The organism is Sorangium sp. So ce124 (genome assembly GCF_051525235.1).
GTDB classification, from domain to species: domain Bacteria; phylum Myxococcota_A; class Polyangia; order Polyangiales; family Polyangiaceae; genus Sorangium; species Sorangium atrum.
The window spans coordinates 10893112-10911644 of record NZ_CP150312.1; the positions used below are offsets into that span (position 1 = coordinate 10893112).

At 72.1% G+C, this 18533-nt stretch carries 14 protein-coding genes; 3 read left to right on the forward strand and 11 right to left on the reverse strand.

Annotated features, from left to right (window positions below; translation table 11 throughout):
• Nucleotides 1-14 precede the first annotated feature (14 nt).
• Nucleotides 15-545 carry a CAP domain-containing protein gene (locus WMF19_RS40880; protein WP_437895329.1) on the reverse strand — a complete coding sequence of 177 codons (531 nt, stop codon included), beginning with the start codon at nt 543-545 and terminating at the stop codon, nt 15-17.
• A 431-nt stretch (nt 546-976) separates the two neighbouring features.
• On the opposite strand from WMF19_RS40880, the gene WMF19_RS40885 reads away from it, so the two are divergent.
• Nucleotides 977-2167, forward strand: a complete 1191-nt coding sequence (locus WMF19_RS40885; protein WP_437895330.1) for a hypothetical protein — start codon at nt 977-979, stop codon at nt 2165-2167.
• A gap of 94 nt (nt 2168-2261) precedes the next feature.
• On the opposite strand, the gene WMF19_RS40890 is transcribed toward WMF19_RS40885, so the two are convergent.
• A complete protein-coding gene (locus WMF19_RS40890) occupies nt 2262-3305 on the reverse strand; it encodes an AraC family transcriptional regulator (protein WP_437895331.1) in 1044 nt (347 codons plus the stop codon).
• A 77-nt stretch (nt 3306-3382) separates the two neighbouring features.
• Between WMF19_RS40890 and WMF19_RS40895 the strand changes: the two genes are divergently transcribed.
• Nucleotides 3383-4408: a Rieske 2Fe-2S domain-containing protein gene (locus tag WMF19_RS40895; RefSeq protein WP_437895332.1), complete on the forward strand. Its 1026-nt coding sequence runs from the start codon at nt 3383-3385 to the stop codon at nt 4406-4408.
• Between the two features lie 343 nt (nt 4409-4751).
• Here the strand turns inward: WMF19_RS40895 and WMF19_RS40900 are convergent, their stop codons facing one another.
• The 7 genes from WMF19_RS40900 to WMF19_RS40930 form a co-directional block, all read right to left on the reverse strand.
• Nucleotides 4752-5222: a response regulator gene (locus WMF19_RS40900; protein ID WP_437324805.1), complete on the reverse strand. Its 471-nt coding sequence runs from the start codon at nt 5220-5222 to the stop codon at nt 4752-4754.
• 363 nt (nt 5223-5585) lie between these two features.
• On the reverse strand, nt 5586-10265 hold the full coding sequence (locus WMF19_RS40905) for a chemotaxis protein CheB (RefSeq protein ID WP_437895333.1): 4680 nt from the start codon (nt 10263-10265) through the stop codon (nt 5586-5588).
• A 104-nt stretch (nt 10266-10369) separates the two neighbouring features.
• Entirely contained in the window at nt 10370-11752 is a 1383-nt protein-coding gene (locus WMF19_RS40910; protein ID WP_437324804.1) for a sigma-54-dependent transcriptional regulator, read from the reverse strand.
• A 2-nt stretch (nt 11753-11754) separates the two neighbouring features.
• Entirely contained in the window at nt 11755-11907 is a 153-nt protein-coding gene (locus tag WMF19_RS40915; protein ID WP_437895334.1) for a hypothetical protein, read from the reverse strand.
• A complete protein-coding gene (locus WMF19_RS40920) occupies nt 11904-13379 on the reverse strand; it encodes a sensor histidine kinase (protein WP_437895335.1) in 1476 nt (491 codons plus the stop codon). Before WMF19_RS40920 ends, WMF19_RS40915 begins: the two co-directional genes overlap by 4 nt.
• Before the next feature lie 138 nt (nt 13380-13517).
• Nucleotides 13518-14519, reverse strand: a complete 1002-nt coding sequence (locus tag WMF19_RS40925; RefSeq protein WP_437895336.1) for a flavin-nucleotide-binding protein — start codon at nt 14517-14519, stop codon at nt 13518-13520.
• Nucleotides 14516-15139 carry a glutathione S-transferase family protein gene (locus tag WMF19_RS40930; RefSeq protein WP_437895337.1) on the reverse strand — a complete coding sequence of 208 codons (624 nt, stop codon included), beginning with the start codon at nt 15137-15139 and terminating at the stop codon, nt 14516-14518. The genes WMF19_RS40925 and WMF19_RS40930 overlap by 4 nt, the downstream gene beginning before the upstream one ends.
• A 148-nt stretch (nt 15140-15287) precedes the next feature.
• Here WMF19_RS40930 and WMF19_RS40935 point away from each other — a divergent pair, with 148 nt between their 5' ends.
• Nucleotides 15288-16190 carry a LysR family transcriptional regulator gene (locus WMF19_RS40935; RefSeq protein WP_437324800.1) on the forward strand — a complete coding sequence of 301 codons (903 nt, stop codon included), beginning with the start codon at nt 15288-15290 and terminating at the stop codon, nt 16188-16190.
• 28 nt (nt 16191-16218) lie between these two features.
• Here WMF19_RS40935 and ahpF read toward each other — a convergent pair whose 3' ends face one another.
• Both ahpF and ahpC read right to left on the reverse strand, forming a co-directional pair.
• A complete protein-coding gene (ahpF, locus tag WMF19_RS40940) occupies nt 16219-17796 on the reverse strand; it encodes an alkyl hydroperoxide reductase subunit F (protein ID WP_437895338.1) in 1578 nt (525 codons plus the stop codon).
• A gap of 97 nt (nt 17797-17893) precedes the next feature.
• Nucleotides 17894-18457, reverse strand: coding sequence for an alkyl hydroperoxide reductase subunit C (gene ahpC, locus WMF19_RS40945; protein ID WP_437895339.1), 564 nt, complete (start codon nt 18455-18457; stop codon nt 17894-17896).
• Between the last annotated feature and the right edge of the window lie 76 nt (nt 18458-18533).

Sequence of the window (18533 nt, forward strand, 5' to 3'; positions counted from 1 at the left end):
GACGGCGCGCCGGCTCAGTAGGGGCGCTCTCCGGCGAAATTGCCGGGAGGATCGTAGTTGCACACCCAGATCTGCCAGGTGCCGCTGCCGAACGGCGAGCCGGTCGTGCAATCGGCGACCCCGCAGCCGAGGCGCAGGGAATCGGCCCATACCACCTGAGTGTAATGCCCGCAGGTGGAGCTGCAGGCGTTGCTCGCAAGATCGTAGTTGGCCGCCTCGTCGACCCACGAGGCGACGACGTCCTCCGGTGTGGGGGACGAGCCGGTCGACGCGAAGATGTTCTCTCCATAGTTGCTCGCGCTATGGCCGAACGTGCACCGGGCGGCATAGGCCTGAGCCACCGCGGCGATCTCGGGCGACCACGAGAGAGGGGGCACCCCCTGTTCGGCGGGCGGGTCGACCGCGGCGCGCGCGGCGTTGTGGGCCGCCGTCATCCCGATCATCCTCGGCGGCTCGCCGGCGGCCTGGCCGCTCGTCGGGCCCGCGTCGTCGTCGGACGAGGCGCCGCAACCGACCGTCAGGGCGAGCATGAGAGAGAGCTGCATGAACCGGGGAAGCTGTGGGCCGAGCGTCATCACGGGGCCATTGTCCTACGGCTCGGCCGAGCTCTGCAACGGCGATTCGATGAAGGCTGCTTGTACCCACGACGTGCCGTGTCATGGCGCGCCCGCAGCCGTCCCTGGACGGCCGCGTCCGGGCGTTCTTCCCACCTCTGCCGTCGACATGGACATCAACAGATCTCGTCGTCGTTGGCTCCCGTGCTGACGGGCTTCGCCCTAGGGTGACGTCGAGACGAGCAACAATTCCGCAGCATGGGCCTTGTCATGCGGGTCGATCTATGAGCTATTGTCGCCCTGCTTCGGAGGCGGCCGCGGTCCGAGCTCGGCGGCGAGCGTGCTCCCTCACGGGGTTTCACCGCTCTCCGTGGCAATTCGGCACCAGCGGCACGCCCGACAAAGAACCAAGGAGTTTCCCGATGAATATCCGTGTGACGTGGCGAATCGCGGCATTCCCGCTGGCGCTGGCGGCGCTCTCCGTCGTCCCGGCGATGGGGTGTGACAAGGTCTCGGAGCTGCAGAATGACGTCTGCTGTCGCGACTTCACGCCGGGCGCCGATCTCGCCACGGTGGAATGGGGTCTCGAGGGCGAGGCAGAGCTCAATTATGGTGCCTTCATGCAGTCCGTGTCGGACTTCACGGGCGCCGCGGGCGCCATCGTGGCGGACGTGACGAGCGCCTGTCAGGCGATCGCGCTGGACCTCGGCGCGGATGTGGCGACGATCACGGCGACGAAGCCGAACGAACGAGCGGTGCAATGGTGTGAGCTCGCCGTCGACGCGCTCGGGGACGCGACGGCCGGCCTGTCGATCACCTTCCAGCCGCCGAGCTGCACGGTCGACGCGAGCGTACAGGCGAACTGCGAGGCGAGGTGCAGCGCCAACGTGGAGTGCCAGCTGACCCCGGCGGAGATCGTCGCGCGCTGCGATCCTGGCCAGCTCTCGGGGCGGTGCGAGGGGAAGTGCACCGGCTCGTGCGAGGGCTCGGCCAACCTGGCGGTCCATTGCGAGGGCTCGTGCCAGGGGACGTGCGAGGGCACGTGCGACGGCGAGTGCTCCGCGACGACCGCCGGCGGCGACTGCCGCGGCGAGTGCCAGGGCACCTGCACGGGCGAGTGCCGTGGCTCGTGCGCGTTCGCGGCCGACGCAGCGGTGCAGTGCAACGCCGATTGCTCGGGCTCGTGCGACGTCCAGTTCAAGGCGCCGAAGTGCAGGGCCGAGCTCAAGCCGCCGAGCGCCGAGTGCCAGGGGTCCGCGGAGTGCAGCGGCTCCTGCGAGGCGAGCGCGAGCGCGAAGGCCAGCTGCAGGGAGCCCGCGGTCAACATCGAGGGTGGGGCGGACGCCGAGGCGGCGATCGCGACGCTCAGGGCGAACCTGCCGCGGCTCCTCGTCGTCGCGCACGCGCGCGGCGAGCTGCTCCTCGCCAGCGCCAAGGCGGTGGTCGAGTCGGGCGGCCACCTCGAGGGCGCGGCCACCGGCAGCGTGAAGGCGGGGGCGTGCCTCATCCCGGCCACCAATGCGATCACGCAGGCGGTCGAGAACATCCAGGCGGGCATCACGGGCAGCGGCAGCGTGATGGCGAAGCTGGAGATCGCCCCCCCGGGCCCCTGAGCGCAGGGCCCGTGAGCGCAGGCCCGGCAGCGGCGCAGGCCGCGGCGGGGCGCGCGTGAAGGAACCCGTCAGGCCAGCCGCTGGCGCAGGCCGCTCACCGCGGCGCTGCGCCCCTGGTCCGGGCGCGGAACGCCTCCGGCGTCACGCCGGTCCACCGCCGGAACGCCCGGTGGAACGCGCTCGGCTCGGAATAGCCGAGCAGATACGCTACCTCGCCGATCGCCATGTCCGCGTCGAGGAGCGCCGCGGCGCGGCCGCGCCGGACCTCGTCGAGCAGGGCGTGGACCGACGTCCCCTCGTCGCCGAGGCGGCGCTGGAGCGTGCGAGGGCTCATCCGCAGGCGCGCCGCGAGCGCGTCCAGGTCGGCCCCCTCGCGCAGCCGCTCGCCGAGGAGCGCGCGCACGCGGTCGGACAGCGCGGGCGGCGCCCCGCCCGGCAGGCGCGCCGCAGCGACGCTCATGTGGCGCTCGAGGAACGCGGCGAGCGCCTCGTTCGCGTGCGGCAGCGGACGGTCGAGCTCCTCCACCGGCAGGACCAGCTCGGTCGCAGGCGCCCCGAACAGCACCGGCGCGCCGAGCCGCCGCGCCTTCTCCTCCGGATCACCCGCTGGCGCGTGGCGAAAGCGCACCGCGAGCGCCTGGAGCGGCGCGCCGCACATGCGCCCGGCGTTCACGAGCGCGTCGAACGCGAACATCTCCGCGAGCTGACCGTGGGCCGGCCGGTCGGGCCCGAAGGGCACGAACCCGAGGTGCGCGCGGCGCCCGCGGATCTCCAGCGTGTAGCGCTCGCCGTCGTTCCAGATCTGCTGGTAGCGGAGCATCCGGCGGAACGACTCGCCCAGGGTCGGGCTGCTCATGGCGAGGAAGCCGAGCGCGTCGAAGTGCTCCGGCTCGAAGCGCGCCGCGAAGTCGAGGCCGAGGTGCGGATCGGCGGCGGCCGCCACGGCCGCCTCGATGAGCGCGTAGAACTCCTCGAGCGGCACGCGGGCGTCCGGATCGGCGAGCGCGGCGCCGGCGAGCCCCGCGGCCTCGAGCAGCGCCCGCCGATCCGCCCCGCGCTCCGCCGCATAATCCGCGAGCTGCGCGGCGGTGCGGGCCCAGATCGTCGGCACGGGCGCCCGCGGGGCCTGGCGCCGCATGTCAGCCCTTGTGGCGCGCGCTGTCACTGCCTCTCGGCCGGGCCGGCCCCAGGCTTCCGGGCGATCGGAGGAGCATCATGCGAAAGCACGGCATCGAGGAAGGGCGCGGCGCATTCGTCGAGGGCGCCTGGTACATCATCGCGGACGCGGCTTGCGTGGGCAAGCGGCCGGTCACCGTCGAGCGCTTCGGGACGCGGCTCGTGCTGTTCCGGGACGAGCGCGGCGCCCTGGTCGCGGCGCGGGCGCGCTGCCCGCACCGCGGCGCGGACCTCGGACTGGGGCGGGTCGTGGACGGGGCGATCGAGTGCCCGTACCACGGCTTCCGGTTCGCCTCGGACGGGCGCTGCGTCGCGATCCCGTGCGAGGGACGCGGCGCGAGCGCGCGCGGCGCGGGGGATGCGCTCGCGCTGACCCGGTACGAGGCGCGGGAGCACCGGGGCTTCGTGTGGCTCTTCTGGGGCGAGCGGCCGGCCGAGCTGCCGCCGGTGCCCTGGTTCGACGGCCTGCCGCCGGACGAGCGGCACGCCCACACGGCGTCGATGGACTGGGACGTGCCGTTCGCGCGCGCGATGGAGGGCATGCTCGACCTCCACCACCTGCCGTTCGCGCACCGCCCCTGGTTCCCCGGCGTCGGCGCGATGCTCGACCCTTGCGAGGTCCGCGTGGAGGGCGACGTCATCCACGTCGAGGCGGTGCTGCGCCACGACGACGGGGAGCCCTGGAATGGCCGTCGGGGGTGGAGGTTCGAGGTGGAGGTGCGCTTTCCGGGCGTGCTGCGCCTGTCGTTCGGGAAGCGCGTGGTGGGCATGGCGGGGTGCGCGCCGATCGACGCGGAGCGGACGGCGATCGTGGGGCGGTACTACGTGCCGATCCCGGTGATCGGGCGGTTGCTCGCGTGGCTCGGGTTGCGGGCGGAGTTCTTGCTGATCCAGCCGGGCGACGAGCGGATGCTCGCGTCGTCGGAGCCGCGCGACGCGGATCTCGACGCGTGCCGCTTCGTGCGCGCGGACGCGGGGATCCTCGCGTGGCACAAGATGCGGCGGGCGCGATTGAAGGCGCAGCGCGCGGGGGAGCCGCGCCGGCTGCCCGTCGAGGCGGGGTGAAAAGGTGCGGCTCGTGGGCGAGCCCAAGAAAGAACAGACAAGGCCTCTTCGCCTCGTACCAGACCAGGGGCGCCGAGGCCGAGGAGCACCTCATTGCGCGCTCGTGGACCGTTCGATAAGACGTTTAACATGGTCCACGCCAGGCGATCGAGCCTATCCACGGGCGGCGAGTCACGATTGCACGAATCTGCTCTACGACGATGTTGAAGGCCTATCAACCGGTCAACTGGCGCGCTCCGGACAAGCGTTGTGTGGAGGCCAGTTGCTCGTCGACATGCTTCCACCCACGCGCCGTCTCGTGAGGGCTGTGACAGCGAGGATGCTCCCCAGGAGCGTGCCGGCGTCAGCCGCGCATCGAGACGAGGGTCTGGACCACGAGCCGCAGGTCGTCCACGTCGAGCGGCTTGTCGAGCACCGCGTCGGCGCCCAGGCGGTAGGCTTCCGCGTGCGTCTCCGGGTCGCCGAACGCGGTGATGAGGACCACCGGCGTGGTCCAGTCGTCGCGGCGGAGCCCGGCCAGCAGATCGAGTCCGCTCGCGCCTGGCATCCGGATGTCGCTCACCACGACATCGACCGGGGCGCCGTTCCCGGAGACGAGCGCTTCGCCCATCAGCTCGAGGAGGTGCTTGGCGTCGTGCGCCTCCAGGACCTCGTAGCCGTCGCGGCGGAGGGCGGTGGCGAGGAGCAGCCGCAACTCCCTGTCGTCCTCGGCGAGCAGCACGCGGATGCGGGTCGCGCCGGGGTGGACGCGCGGCACCGGCTCAGGGGGCGTATTCAGGATCGAGGCAAGACCGCGCATCGAGTCGTGGGGCATCGGGCTCTCTCCTTGGTGAGCGGTCTGTATTGCAGGCCGCGTGCCGTCGGCCGGCGGCCGTCCGGAACCGACCGAGGTTGAGGTGGCCGGAACCGACCGAGGTTGAGGTGGCCGGAACCGACCCGGGTTGGGGTGGCCGGAACCGACCCGGGTTGAGGTGGCCGGAACCGACCCGGGTTGAGGTGGCCGGAACCGACCGAGGTTGAGGGCAGCGGAGGGCAGCGGGGGTTGAGGCAGCAGCCGCCGACCCAGGTTGCGGCGGACGTGCGGCGGACGGGCGGGTTGCAGCGGGCCGGCGGCGACCCCCGCGTCGGCCCATCCGGGGTGGGGCATCGTTCCCCGCCCGGGGTATTCCTCCGCGCCTCAGCCGCCCTTCGCGACGGACCCCTCCGGACGGACTCGTCCCAGCACGCCTTCCAGCGCCTCGATGCCGGCCGGCTTCGCCAGGTGGGCGTCGAAGCCGGCCGCTCTGGCCATGGCCACGTCCTCGGCTGCTGCGTAGCCGCTGAGGGCGACCAGCATGACACGGCCGAGCACGGGGTCGGCGCGCAGGGTGCGCGCCACCTCGTAGCCGTTCATGTCGGGCAAGCCGATGTCGCAGAGCACCACCTGGGGCTTGAAGGCGCTCGCCTTCTCGACGCCCAGGCGCCCCGTGCGGGCGACCTCCACGACATGTCCGCTGAGCTGGAGCGTCGTGGCGAGCATGTCCGCCGAGTCGACGTTGTCCTCGATGATCAACACGCGGCGCGAAGCGCACGCCGCTCCGGCAGCCGGGGGCTTCTCGCTCGGGCCTCCGGGTTCGAGGGGCAGCGTGAGCTTGAACGCCGCGCCCTGGCCGGGGCCGCCGCTCGCCGCGTCGACCGAGCCGCCGTGCATCTCGATCAGACCCTTGACGACGGCGAGGCCGAGACCGAGGCCGCCTTTGCTGCGGTCGAGCGTCGTGTCGGCCTGCGTGAAGGGCTCGAACACCCGCGGCATCACCTCCGGCGCGATCCCCGCGCCCGTGTCCTCCACGCGGACGATCGCCTGCCCGTCGCCCCCGACGGACACGGTCGTCTTCCCGGAGCGTGGCGTGAACTTGGCCGCGTTCTGGAGCAGGTTCCCGAGCACCTGCGCGAGCCGCGTCCGGTCGCCGTTCACCCACACCGGCGCCGGCGCGGCGCTCAGCTCGAGCGCGACCCCGGCCTGGGCGAAGGCCGAGCGGTGATCGTCGACCGTGCGCTGCGTGAGCGCGTTCAGGTCGAGGACCTCGCGCTGCAGCTGGACCTTGCCGCGGGTGATGCGCGTGACGTCGAGCACATCCTCGATGAGGCGCGTCAGGTGCCCGACCTGGCGCTCGATCACCGCGTGCGCCCGGCGCGCCTGCTCCGACCCGGGCTCGGCGCGATCGAGGACGTAGAGGCCGCCGAGGATGGCCGAGAGGGGGTTGCGGAGCTCGTGCGACAGCATCCCGAGGAACTCGTTCTTGCGCCGGTCGGCCTCGATCAGGCGCGCGTTCGCCTCCTCCAGCGCGAGACCGGCGCGCTTGCGCTCGGTGACGTCGCTCGCGGCCCCGAACCATTCGACGATCTCGCCGCTCGCATCCTTGAGCGGGACCGCGCGCGAGAACACCCAGCCCTGCGCGCCGTCGGCGCGCAGGACCCGGTGCTCGAGCTCGAAGACGCTCTTGTGCCGGACGGCCTCGCCGATCGCCGCCCGCATGCGCGGCTGTTCGTCGGGAGGAATGTAGTCCTGGAGCCACCTGCGGCTCGCCGCTCGCGTATCGGCGAGGAAGCCCCGGCTGCGGAGCTGCCGCATCTCGCTCCAGTCCGCGCTCAGCCGATAGAGCACCTCCGAGCTGGCCTCCGCCAGCACACGGAACCGCTCCTCGCTCTGCCGCAGCGCCTCCTCGGCGCGCGCCCGCTCCAGGATGTCGGCGGCCTGGCGAGCGATGAGGTCCAGCAGCCGGAGCGCGCGATCGCTCGGCCTCGTCGGCGCCCGGTAATGGGTCGAGAGCATCCCGAGCGGCTCGCCCGCTCGGCTCATGAGGGGCGTGGATTGGACCGCTCGCACCCCGGCCTTGCGGTGCACGTCGAGGGCGGGAGTGCCCGCGAAGATGGGGCTCGCCTCGACGTCCTCGACGATCACCCGCCCCTTCTGCTCCAGCGCCGTCCCGCACGCCCCTTGGCCCTCGACCACGTGGTCCCAGAACTCCACCCAGAACGCGGGTAATCCGCGGTGGGCGCCGATCACCAGCTCGCCCGACGCGTGATCCAGGAGCTGCATGTTGCCGAAGTCGGCGCCGGAGACGGCGATCGCCGCGTCGAGGATCTCGCCGAGGACCAGCGACAGGTTCTCTTCTTGCAGGAACAGCGAGCCGATCTTCAGGAGCCGGCTCGTGTCGTGGAGCTCGGCGCTGAGCTGCTCCTGCGCCTTGCGGAGCTCCTCGAAGAGCCGCTCGCGCTCCGCCTCTGCTTGCTTGATCTGGGTGATGTCGGTCAACGTCACGACCGCGCCGGCGATGGCGTCCTCGATGGTGCGGTACGGCAGGACGCGCAGCAGGTACCAGGCCTGCCGCTCGATCGTCTCGACCTGCCGCTCGATCGGGCGCAACGTGCGGAGGACCTGGCTCACGTCGGCAGCGAGATCCTGGCCCGCGACGCGGGGCGCGAGGTCGGAGATCGGCCGGCCGGCGTCGGCGTCGATGAGCCGGAACAGCGCCTTCCCTGCGGGCGTGAACCGGACGACGCGCTGCTCTTGGTCGAGGAAGAGCGTGGCGACGTCCGTGCTGCTGAACAGGTTCGAGAGGTCGTTGTTCGCCCGCCCGAGCTCATCCACCTTGCGGCTGAGCTCGTTGTTGACCGTCGCCAGCTCCTCGTTGACGCTCTTCAGCTCTTCCTGCGAGCTCTGCAGCTCCTCGTTGGCCGACTGCATCTCCTCGTTGGTGGAGAGCAGCTCCTCGTTCGAGGACTTCAGCTCCTCGTTGGCGGACTCCAGCTCCTCGATCGTGGCGCGCAGGCTGGCGCGCGTGGTGCGCAGCTCGCTCTCGAGCTGCTCCACCGCCGAGTCGCGCTCGGCGCCGGGCGCTAGCGGCTCGCCCGGCTCCGCCACCTCCGCCAGCCCGCCCGCCCGCTCCTCCAGGACCACCGCGAACAGGCCGTCCTGCTTGATGCCCGGCAGCGGCCGCACCGTGAGCCGCAGCCGCCGCATCGAGCCCTCCACCTCGATCGGTACGTCGTTCCGGACCACCCTCCTGCCGGTGCGCACCGCGGCGCGGAGCGCCATGCGCAGCTCGATGCGCAGGCTGGCGTGCGCGATCTCGAGGATGTTCGTGCTCAGGATCCCAGCCGGGGGCTGCAGGTACCGGCCGGTGAGCCCCGCCACGCAGAGGACCTCGCCCTCCGCGTTCACGACCGCGCTCGGCGGGCTGTACTCCTGCAGGATGAGCCGCTCGAAGGCGGCGTTGATCGCCTGCTCGTGGACAGGCTGGGGCAACGTGGCCTGCGGCAGGGGCGGCGCGGCGCGAGGCGCTGCCCGGCTCGCGAGCGGGAACTCGACGAGCGGCCGGACCGTGGACTCGGAGCGCTTGAAGATGCGAAAGCGCTTGTCGACCGTCTCGAAGAGCTCGGCGTGACCGGCGAGGCCCTCCGCGGGGCCCAGGAAGAGGTAGCCGCCCGGATCGAGGGCGTAGCTGAAGACCGGGATGAGCTTCTTCTGCAGCGCCGCGTCCAGGTAGATGAGCACGTTGCGGCACGAGATCAGGTCGAGCGCGAGGAAGGGCGGATCGCGGATCAGGCTGTGCTCGGAGAAGATGCACATCTCCCGCACCTCCCTCGCGACCTGATAGGAGGACCCGTCCTGCGTGAAGAAGCGCGCGAGCCGCTCCCGCGACACGTGGTCCGCGATGTCGGCCGGGTAGCGCCCCTGGCGCGCCTCGGCGATGGCGTCGGCGTCGATGTCGGTGGCGAAGATCTGGACGGGCCGCGCGAGGCTCATCTCGGCGAGGCGCTCGCGCATGAGGATGCCGATGGAGTAGGCCTCCTCGCCAGAAGCGCAGCCGGGCACCCAGATCCGCACCTGGCGGTCCGCGCTCCCCGACGCGAGGATCCGCGGAAGGACGTGCAGCCCGAGGTGCTCGAATGCCTCCGGGTCGCGGAAGAACTGGGTAACCCCGATGAGCAGATCCTTCGCCAGGAGCTCTGGCTCCTGCGCGTCCGCGCCGAGGAAGCCGAGGTATTCGGAGAGCGAAGGCGAGCTGCGCAGCAGGAGGCGGCGCCGAATGCGCCGGATCACCGTGCCATGCTTGTACTGGCTGAAATCATGGCCCGTCGCGCGCCGGAGGATCTCGTAGACCCGATCCAGCGAGGCCACGAGCTCCTCGTCCGAAGGCATCTCCGCGGCTGGAGGGCGCGGGACCGAGGGCGGCGCCGCGACCCGGCCAAGCCCCGCGAGCACCTGCTGCGCGCGCTCGATCACCTTCGCCGGCATCGCCTCGGCGGGCAGGATCTCGTCGACGACGCGCGCCTCGATGGCGGCCTTCGGCATGCTGTCGTACTTCGCGGTCTCCGGCGTCTGGGCGAGGGTGAACCCGCGGTGCTCTTGGATCGCGCGAAGGCCATCGGTGCCGTCTCCGCCGGAGCCCGAGAGAATGACGCCGATCGCGCATTCGCCCCGGTCCTCCGCGAGGGTTCGCAGGAAGGCGTCAATCTGCTCCCACCGCTCGGCGTCCATGGCCCTCACCTGGAACACGCCGCCGGAGAGCGCGAGTTTCGTGCCGGGCGCGATGACGTAGACGTGATCCGGCTGCGGGGCCGTGCCGTCGCTCGCCTCGACGACTCGCATCGTGGTCTGCCGCCCCAGGAGCTCCGCCAGCATGCTGGCGTGCTGCGGGGCGAGGTGCTGGATCACCACGTACGCGAGCCCGCTGTTCTCGGGCACGTGAGAGAAGAACTGCTCGAGCGCCTCCAGCCCGCCGGCCGACGCGCCGATGCCCACGACCAGCAGGCCTTGCGGCCGGCCTGCGCCTCGTCCCTCTCGCGCGTTGTTCGCCTGAGATGGATCCATGGAATGTCTCAGCTACCCCGCTTGCCGCCCGGCAGGTACATTTTGCTCTCGCGCCGGCGGATCGGATGAGGGGATCGGCGATTCCCGGGATCGCCTCCGCGGCCTCAGCTCCCCTTCGCCCCCTCGGCGCCCGGCTCCCACCGCTCCAGCTTCCGGTGCAGCGTCTTCCGGTCCAGCCCCAGGATTCTCGCCGCCAGCGTCTTGTTCCCGCCCGCCGCCTCGAGCACCCGCAGGATGTAGCGCCGCTCCACCTCCTCGAGCGGCACCAGCTCGGACGGGTCGTCCCCCGCCACGAGCACGTGCGACGGCCGGTGCTCCCGGATCTTCGCCGGCAGGTCCTCCACCGTGATCTCCGGGTACCCCGTGAGCGCCACCGCCCGCTCCATGGCGTTCTGGATCTCCCGCACGTTGCCCGGCCACGTGTAGGCGAGCAGCCGCTCGGCGGCGGCCGGCGACAGGCCGACCACCTCCTTGCCCCAGCGCGTGGCGAAATCCTCGATGAAGCGCTGGGCGAGCAGCAGCACGTCGCTGCCCCGCGCGCGCACGGGAGGCAGCTCCACGTGGAGCACGTTGATCCGGTAGTACAGGTCCTCCCGGAAGCGGCGCGCCTCGACGGCCTCGTCCAGGTCGCGGTTCGTCGCGGCCACGATGCGCGCGTCGAACGGCACCTCCGCGTTCCCGCCCACCGGGCGCACCCGGCGCTCCTGGAGGGCGCGGAGCAGCTTCGGCTGCACCGCGAGCGGCAGCTCCCCGATCTCGTCGAGCAGCAGCGTCCCCCCGTTCGCCTCGACGAACAGCCCGGAGCGCGCCGCGCGCGCGTCGGTGAACGCCCCCCGCACGTGCCCGAAGAGCTCGCTCTCGATCAGCGACTCCGGCACCGCCGCGCAGTTGATCGCCACGAACGGCCCCTCCTTGCGGCGGCTCCGCGCGTGCAGCGCCTTCGCGACGACCTCCTTGCCCGTCCCGCTCTCGCCGGTGATGAGCACCGTCGCGTCCGCGTCGGCGATGCGCTCGATCAGGTCCTGCACGCCCCGCATCGCCGCGCTCCGGCCGATGAGGTCCGGGAACCCGCCGGGCCCCGCCACGGCGCGGCGCAGCCGCCGTACCTCGGCCTTGAGCGCGTGATGCGCGATCGCCCGCTCCAGCGCCAGCGCCAGCGCCTCGATGTCGACCGGCTTGGTCACGTAGTCGTACGCGCCCGCGCGGATCGCCTGCACCGCGGTCTCGATGCTGCCGAACGCGGTGATCACAACCACCGGCACGTCCGGCCGGATCTCGGCCGCCCGGCCGCAGACCGCGATCCCGTCCATCCCGCGCATGTTCAGATCGGTCAGGATGACGTCGAAGCCGTCGTCCGCCTCGAGCAGCGCGAGCGCCTCCGCCGGTGAGGTCCGGGTCGTCGCCTCGACGCCGCGCGACCGCAGGTCCGCCGAGAGCCACGCGCACATCGCCTCGTCGTCGTCGATGATCAGCGCTCGCCTGCCCATCCTCACCTCGATGGCTCGCCCGCCACCTCTCCTCGATAGCTCGCGTAGTACAGCGCATCGCCCGCGGCCAGCCGCGGCGCGGCCAGCCGCGGCGCGGCGGCCGCCCCGGCGAGCGCGCCCTCGCCCTCGGCCCGCGGCCGCCGGGCGCGCGTCATCCTGCGCCATCCTGCCCGCTCGGCGCGAGGTACACAGTGAACGTCGAGCCCTTGCCGAGCTCGCTCTCCACCTCGATCCAGCCGCCGTGCTCGCGCACGATCCCGTAGGACACGCTCAGCCCGAGGCCCGTGCCCTCGCCGACGTCCTTCGTGGTGAAGAACGGCTCGAAGATGCGGGGGATGTTCTCCGGCGCGACCCCCTCGCCGCCGTCGGTCACCCGGACGGCGACGTGCTCGCCCGGGGCGCCGCCGTGGTCGGCCGGCGGGCGCGCCTCGGCGCGCTCCACCCGCACGGTGAGCTCGCCGCCCCGCTTCATCGACTGCATGCCGTTCATGATGAGGTTCGTGAGCACCTGCTGCATCTGCCCCGAGTCCACCTCGGCGTGCGCCGCCCCGCCGGCCGCCTCGTCGAGGCGGAGCGTCACGCTCCGCCTCCGGGCGAGGGGCTCCAGGAGCGCCAGCGTCTGCCGCGCGATGTGCGCGAGATCGGCCGGCGCCTTCTGCGCCACCCGGCGGCGCGCGAAGTCCAGCAGCTGCCGGATGATCTTCGTCATCCGGTCCGCCTGCTCGGCGATGATGCGCGCGCTCTCCGCCGCCTCCTCCTGCGGCAGGCCGCGCGCGATCATCTTGGCGCGGCCGCCCACCACGTTGAGCGGCGTGCCGAGCTCGTGCGCGAGCCCCGACGCCAGCTTGCCCACGGTGGTCAGCCGATCCGCGTGCCGGAGCTGCTCCAGCGCGGCGATGCGCGCGGTCGTCTCGCGGGCCGCGCGCTCGCGCGCCTCGGCCAGGTGCTCGCACATCGCGTTGATCTCGTGGGCGATCCGCCCGAGCTCGTCGCGCTGCGGCAGGAGCAGCGGTCCGCCGAGGTCGCCCTCGCCGATCCGCCGCGCCTTGTCGACGAGCCGCCGCGTCGGGCGCCCGACGAGGACCTGCCCGAAGGTCATCGCCAGGAGCCCGCTCAGCGCCGCGAGGGCGACGATGGTGACCACGGTGTTGACCACGCTCGCCTGGACGTACGTCTCTTCTTCCTCGAGCGACTCGGAGATCTCGATGGCGCCGGCGCGCCCGGGCTCCACCGCGACAGGCGCGTACGTGTAGAAGCGCCCGCTCTTGTCGCCCTCGCGCTCGAGCCGGAAGACCTCGGTGCCGTGCGAGAGCTCCGCGATCTCGGCGGCGGGCAGCGCGGGCGCGAAGCGATCCCCGGCCGGCGCGTCGAGCCACACCCAGCGGAAGCGCACGCCATCCTCGCGCTCGCTCATCTCGTCGAGCAGCTGGAGCGCCTGGCCCATCCCGTCCCGGCGCCACGTCTCGACAACCGCCGCGCGGAGCGCGATGCCGATGAGGTGCTCGTCGCGCCGCATGTCCGCCTCGAAGAGCGCCCGCTCGCGCCGGACGGAGAGGTAACCGTACAGGCCCAGCGCCGCGCACATGACGAGGACGAGGGCCAAGGTGAGCTTGCTGGCGAGCCGCATGGGGTCGCCGGCTAGGATGCAGGACGCGTACGCGTTCTCAAGGTGCGCGTCCGCACGCCGGCCCGCCCGGTCCCGCCCCGGATCGCCCCGATGGGGCAAAACTCCCCTGGACGGGCCCCCGCGGCCCACGGCGCGGCGTCACCTGCGCTCCACGTCCTCCCACGAGCCCGTCGCCGCGAGCTGCGGCGCGGGCACCGGCGCCGACCAGCGCAGCGGCAGCGCGCCCTCCCGCCAGACGCCCTCGGCCACGTGGAACCGCAGGAGCCGCTGGGCGCCGGCGAAGGCCGAGAGCTCCGGCCCGTCCCAGAGCACCTCGGCCTCACCGGTCAGCGACAGCACCCCGCCGGAGGCGAAGTCGACGAAGAGCACCCCGGCGCGCGGGTTCATCGCCAGGTTGCCGAACGTGTTGAACATGGAGTTCCCGGTGAAATCCGGCGAGGTCAGGACGGTGTGGCCGTCCTCCTCGGTCACGCGCACGAAGCCCGGCTTGCCGCCCCGGTGGGACACGTCGGCGCCCTCGATCGCGTCGCCTCCCCGCGCGGCCGGCGCCGCGGTCGCGATGAAGAACGTGTCCGCGCGGCGGATCAGCGCCGCCGCGCCGGCGGAAAGCGCCGGCCCTTCCGCCAGCGCCGGGGGCGCGGCGGCCGCCTCCGGCGCCCTCACGAGCTCGGGCGCTCGCGCCTGGATGTACTGCGCGCAGTTGCCGAAGCTCTGCCCGACCTCGACCACGAAGCCTTGCTCGTCGGCCGCGCTGATCGTCCCGTTCATCCGGTTGCGGCGGCGGCTCTCCAGCTGGATGCCGAGGAGGCCGACGGGCGCGCCGGCCATGAGGTGCGGGCCGAGCGGATCGCCGGCTCCCGGGCGAGCCTCCACCGCGAGCGTCCGCGGATCCGGGGACGACATGAACCCCGGCTGCCCCACGATGATCGACGCCCACGGCCGGCGCCCTGCGTCGAGGGCCCCGACGAGCAGGAACGGCAGCTGCGCGAACAGCTCGCGGTGCTGGTCGGGCATGAAGTCCCGGATGATCCGGCGCCCGGCCTTCTCGGCGCGCTCGCGCGCCCCGGCCCGCGCCTGCATGGCCATCTCGCCCGGGTGATAGGGCGAGCCCTCCCTTGTCCACCCGGGCAGGGAGGTCACGACAGCGCCTTCTTCATCGGCACGAAGCCGGGCAGCGCCTCCACGCGGGCGAGCCACGCGCGCAGGTTCCCGTACGGATCCAGCGACACGCCGCCCTCGGGCGCGTGCGCCGTGTACGTGTAGAGCGCGATGTCCGCGAGGGTCGGCTCGTCGCCGGCCAGGAAGCGCTGGCTCGCGAGGTGCTGGTCGATCACCGCGAAGAGCTGCGCGGCGATCCCCTTGGCCTGCTCGACGTCCAGCTTGCGGCCGAACACGCTCGCGGCGCGCGCCGCCGCGGGCCCCGCCACGAGCTGCCCGGCGGCCACGGAGAGCCACCGCTGCACGTGCGCCGCCGCCACCGGATCGCGCGGGAGCCAGCGCCCCGACGGGTCGTACCGCGTGGCCAGGTACACGAGGATCGCGTTGCTGTCGGCCAGCGTCACGTCGCCGTCCTCGATCACGGGCACCTGACCGAACGCGTTCTTGCTCAGGAACTCGGGCGACTTGTGCGCGCCGCCCTTCAGATCGACGTCGACCTTCTCGAACGGCAGGCGCAGCAGCGACAGGAACAGCTCCACGCGGTGCGCGTGTCCGGAGAGCGCATAGCGGTAGAGGCGGATGGGGCTGGCAGGGAGGGGCATCGAGGGGTCCTTTCGGCTGTGGATGTCAGCGGGGAGCGGAACAGCCCGCGTGGGCCTCCCGCGCTCGCCGAGCCAGGATGCCCATTCCCGTGGCCAAGGGTAATGGTCGTCCTTGACAAGGGACCATTTCAGAAAATGGAATAATCCGATGGACCGCCTCGACTCCATGCGCGTGTTCGTGGCCGTCGCCGAGGAGGAGGGCTTCGCGCCGGCCGCGCGGCGGCTGTCCATGTCGCCGCCGGCGGTGACGCGGGCCATCGCTGCGCTCGAGGAGCGCATCGGCACGCGGCTCCTGCACCGCACGACGCGCGTCGTCCGCCTGACCGAGGCGGGCGCCCGGTACCTCGCGGACTGCAAGCGGATCCTCGGCGAGATCGAGGAGGCCGAGGCGTCCGCGGCCGGGTCCCATACCGCGTTGCGAGGGCAGATCGGCGTGACGGCGCCCGTCCTGTTCGGGCGAATGTTCGTCGCGCCGGCCCTCTTCGACTTCCTGGCGCTCCATCCGCGCGTGTCGGCGCGGACGCTGCTCGTCGACCGCATCGTCGACATGCTCGATGAGGGGCTCGACGTCGCCGTCCGGATAGCCCATCTCCCGGACTCGTCGCTCAGCGCGATCCGCGTCGGCTCGGTGCGGCGGGTGGTCTGCGCGTCGCCGGGGTGCCTGGCCGCGCGGGGTGAGCCCAGGGCGCCGGCCGATCTGGCGCGGCTCGACACGATCGGCTTCTCGCCGACGGGCTCACCCGAGGAGTGGTCGTTCGGGTCGGGCTCACGGGTCGAGAGTGTCTTTCCGACATCGCAGCTCCTCGTCAACACCGCCGATGTCGCCATCGCGGCGGCCGTGGCCGGGCGGGGGTTCGCGCGGGTGCTCTCGTATCAGATCGGCCCGGAGGTGCGCGCCGGGCGCCTCTCGATCGTGCTCGCCGCGCACGAGCCCCCGCCGGTCCCCATCCATGTCGTCCATCTGGAGGGCCGGCGGGCGGCGGCCAGGGTGCGCGCGTTCGTCGATTTCCTTGTCGAGCGGCTCCGGTCCGAGGCGTGGCTGAGCTGCTGAGCTCGCGATCGCGGACCATCGAGCGAGCTCACCCGGAGGGCGCGGAGGCGGCCGGCGCGGTGGCGCGGATGAGGTGCTCGAAGGCCCCGAGGGCGGCCTTCGCGCCGTCGCCGAGGGCGACGACGATCTGCTTGAACGGCGTGGTCGTCATGTCGCCGGCGGCGAAGAGGCCGGGCACCGACGTCTGCCCGCGGTCGTTGACGACGACCTCGCCGAGGCCGTTGAGCTCCACCGTCCCCTTGATGAACCCTGTGTTGGGGAGGAGGCCGATCTGCACGAACACGCCCTCGACCTCGATCTGGTTCTGCTCCTTCGTCTCTGTGTGCGCCCAGCGGAGCCCGACGACCCTCTGCCCGTCGCCCACCACCTCGGTCGTGCGCGCGCGGGTGACGATCTCGACGTTGGGCATGCTCTTGAGCTTGCGAACGAGGACCGCGTCGGCGCGGAGGGCGGGGGCGATCTCGAGCAGGGTGACGTGGCCGACCACGCCCGCGAGATCGATCGCCGCCTCGACGCCGGAGTTGCCGCCGCCGATGACGGCGACCCGCTTTCCCTTGAACAGCGGTCCGTCGCAGTGCGGGCAGTACGTCACGCCCTTGGTCCGGTACTCGGCCTCGCCGGGGACGTTCATGTCGCGCCACCGGGCGCCCGTCGCCAGGACGACGCTCTTCGCGCGGAGCGTGGCGCCGCTCGCCAGGCGCAGCTCGAACGGCGAGCCGGGCGTGATCGACTCGACGCGCTCGTGCTTGATGAGCTCGACGGGGTACGCGCGCACGTGCTGCTCGAGCGCCGCCGCGAGCTTGGGCCCGTCGGTCTCCACGACCGAGATGAGGTTCTCGATGGCGAGGGTGTCCATCACCTGCCCGCCGAAGCGCTCGGCGACGATGCCTGTGTCGAGGCCCTTGCGCGCAGCGTAGATGGCCGCCGAAGCGCCGGCGGGCCCGCCGCCGACGATGAGCATGTCGAACGGCTTGCGCTGGTCGAGCGCCTCGACGCGCCTCTTCACGGAGGAGCCGTCGTCGAGCTTGGCGAGGATCTGCGCGAGCTCCATCCGACCCTGGCCGAAGGGCTCGCCGTTCAGGAAGACGGTCGGCACGGCCATGATCTTCCGCTGCTCGACCTCGCCCCGGAAGAGGGCGCCATCGACGGCGACGTGGCGAACCCTCGGGTTCTTGGCCGCCATCAGGTTCAGCGCCTGCACGACGTCGGGGCAGTTCTGGCACGATTGAGAGAAGTAGGTCTCGAACCGGAGCTCGCCGTCGAGCCGCGCGATCTGCTCGAGCGCCTCTGCGCTCACCTTCGGCGGATAGCCGCCGACGTGCAGGAGCGCGAGGATCAGCGAGGTGAGCTCGTGACCGAGCGGGAGCCCCGCGAAGATCACGCGCGGCTCCTCGCCAGGGGAGTGGATGCCGAACGACGGCGTTCGCCCTTCGCCCTCGCGCCGCTCGTGGAGCTCGACGAGGGACGAGGCGCTCGCGACGTCGCGCAGGAGCGCGCGCATCTCCTCCGACCCCTGCGAGTCGTCGACGAAGGCGGTGACCGCGACGGGACGGGTCAGCCGTCCGAGGACGTCGCGGAGCTGGGTCTTGATGGAGTCTTCGAGCATGGCTGCGTTCCTTCCGGCGAATACGAGCGGGTCACGAGGCGAGTCACGAGAGATGTCGGGCGTCGCCGCGCCACGCGCGCGGCGACGCCCGAACACCTCAGATCTTGCCGACGAGATCGAGCGACGGCTTGAGGGTCTTCGCGCCCTCGTCCCACTTCGCCGGGCAGACCTCGCCCGGATGCGCGGCGACGTACTGGGCCGCCTTGACCTTGCGGAGCATCTCCGCCGCGCTGCGGCCGATGCCGAGGTCGTGGATCTCGTAGACCTTGATGACGCCGTCGGGGTTCACGAGGAACGAGCCGCGGAGCGCGAGGCCCTCCTCCTCGATGAGCACGCCGAAGTTGCGCGAGAGGGTGGCGGTCGGATCGCCGACGAGCGGGTATTTGACCTTCTTGATCGCCGCGGACGTGTCGTGCCACGCCTTGTGCGCGAAGTGCGTGTCGGTGGAGACGCCGTAGATCTCGACGCCCAGCTTCTGGAACTCGCCGTGGAGGTCCGCGAGGTCCTCGAGCTCGGTCGGGCACACGAAGGTGAAGTCCGCCGGGTAGAACACGAAGAGCGACCACTTGCCGAGGACCGACTCGTGCGAGACGTCCACGAACTTCCCCTGGTGGAACGCGGTGGCCTTGAACGGTTTGATGCGGGTGTTGATGAGCGACATTCTCTTGTTTCCTCGTTTCGGGGCGGGGGCGTCTCGTGCCTCCGCGCCGGCGAGAGGCAACGTGGTCGTTCTGCGC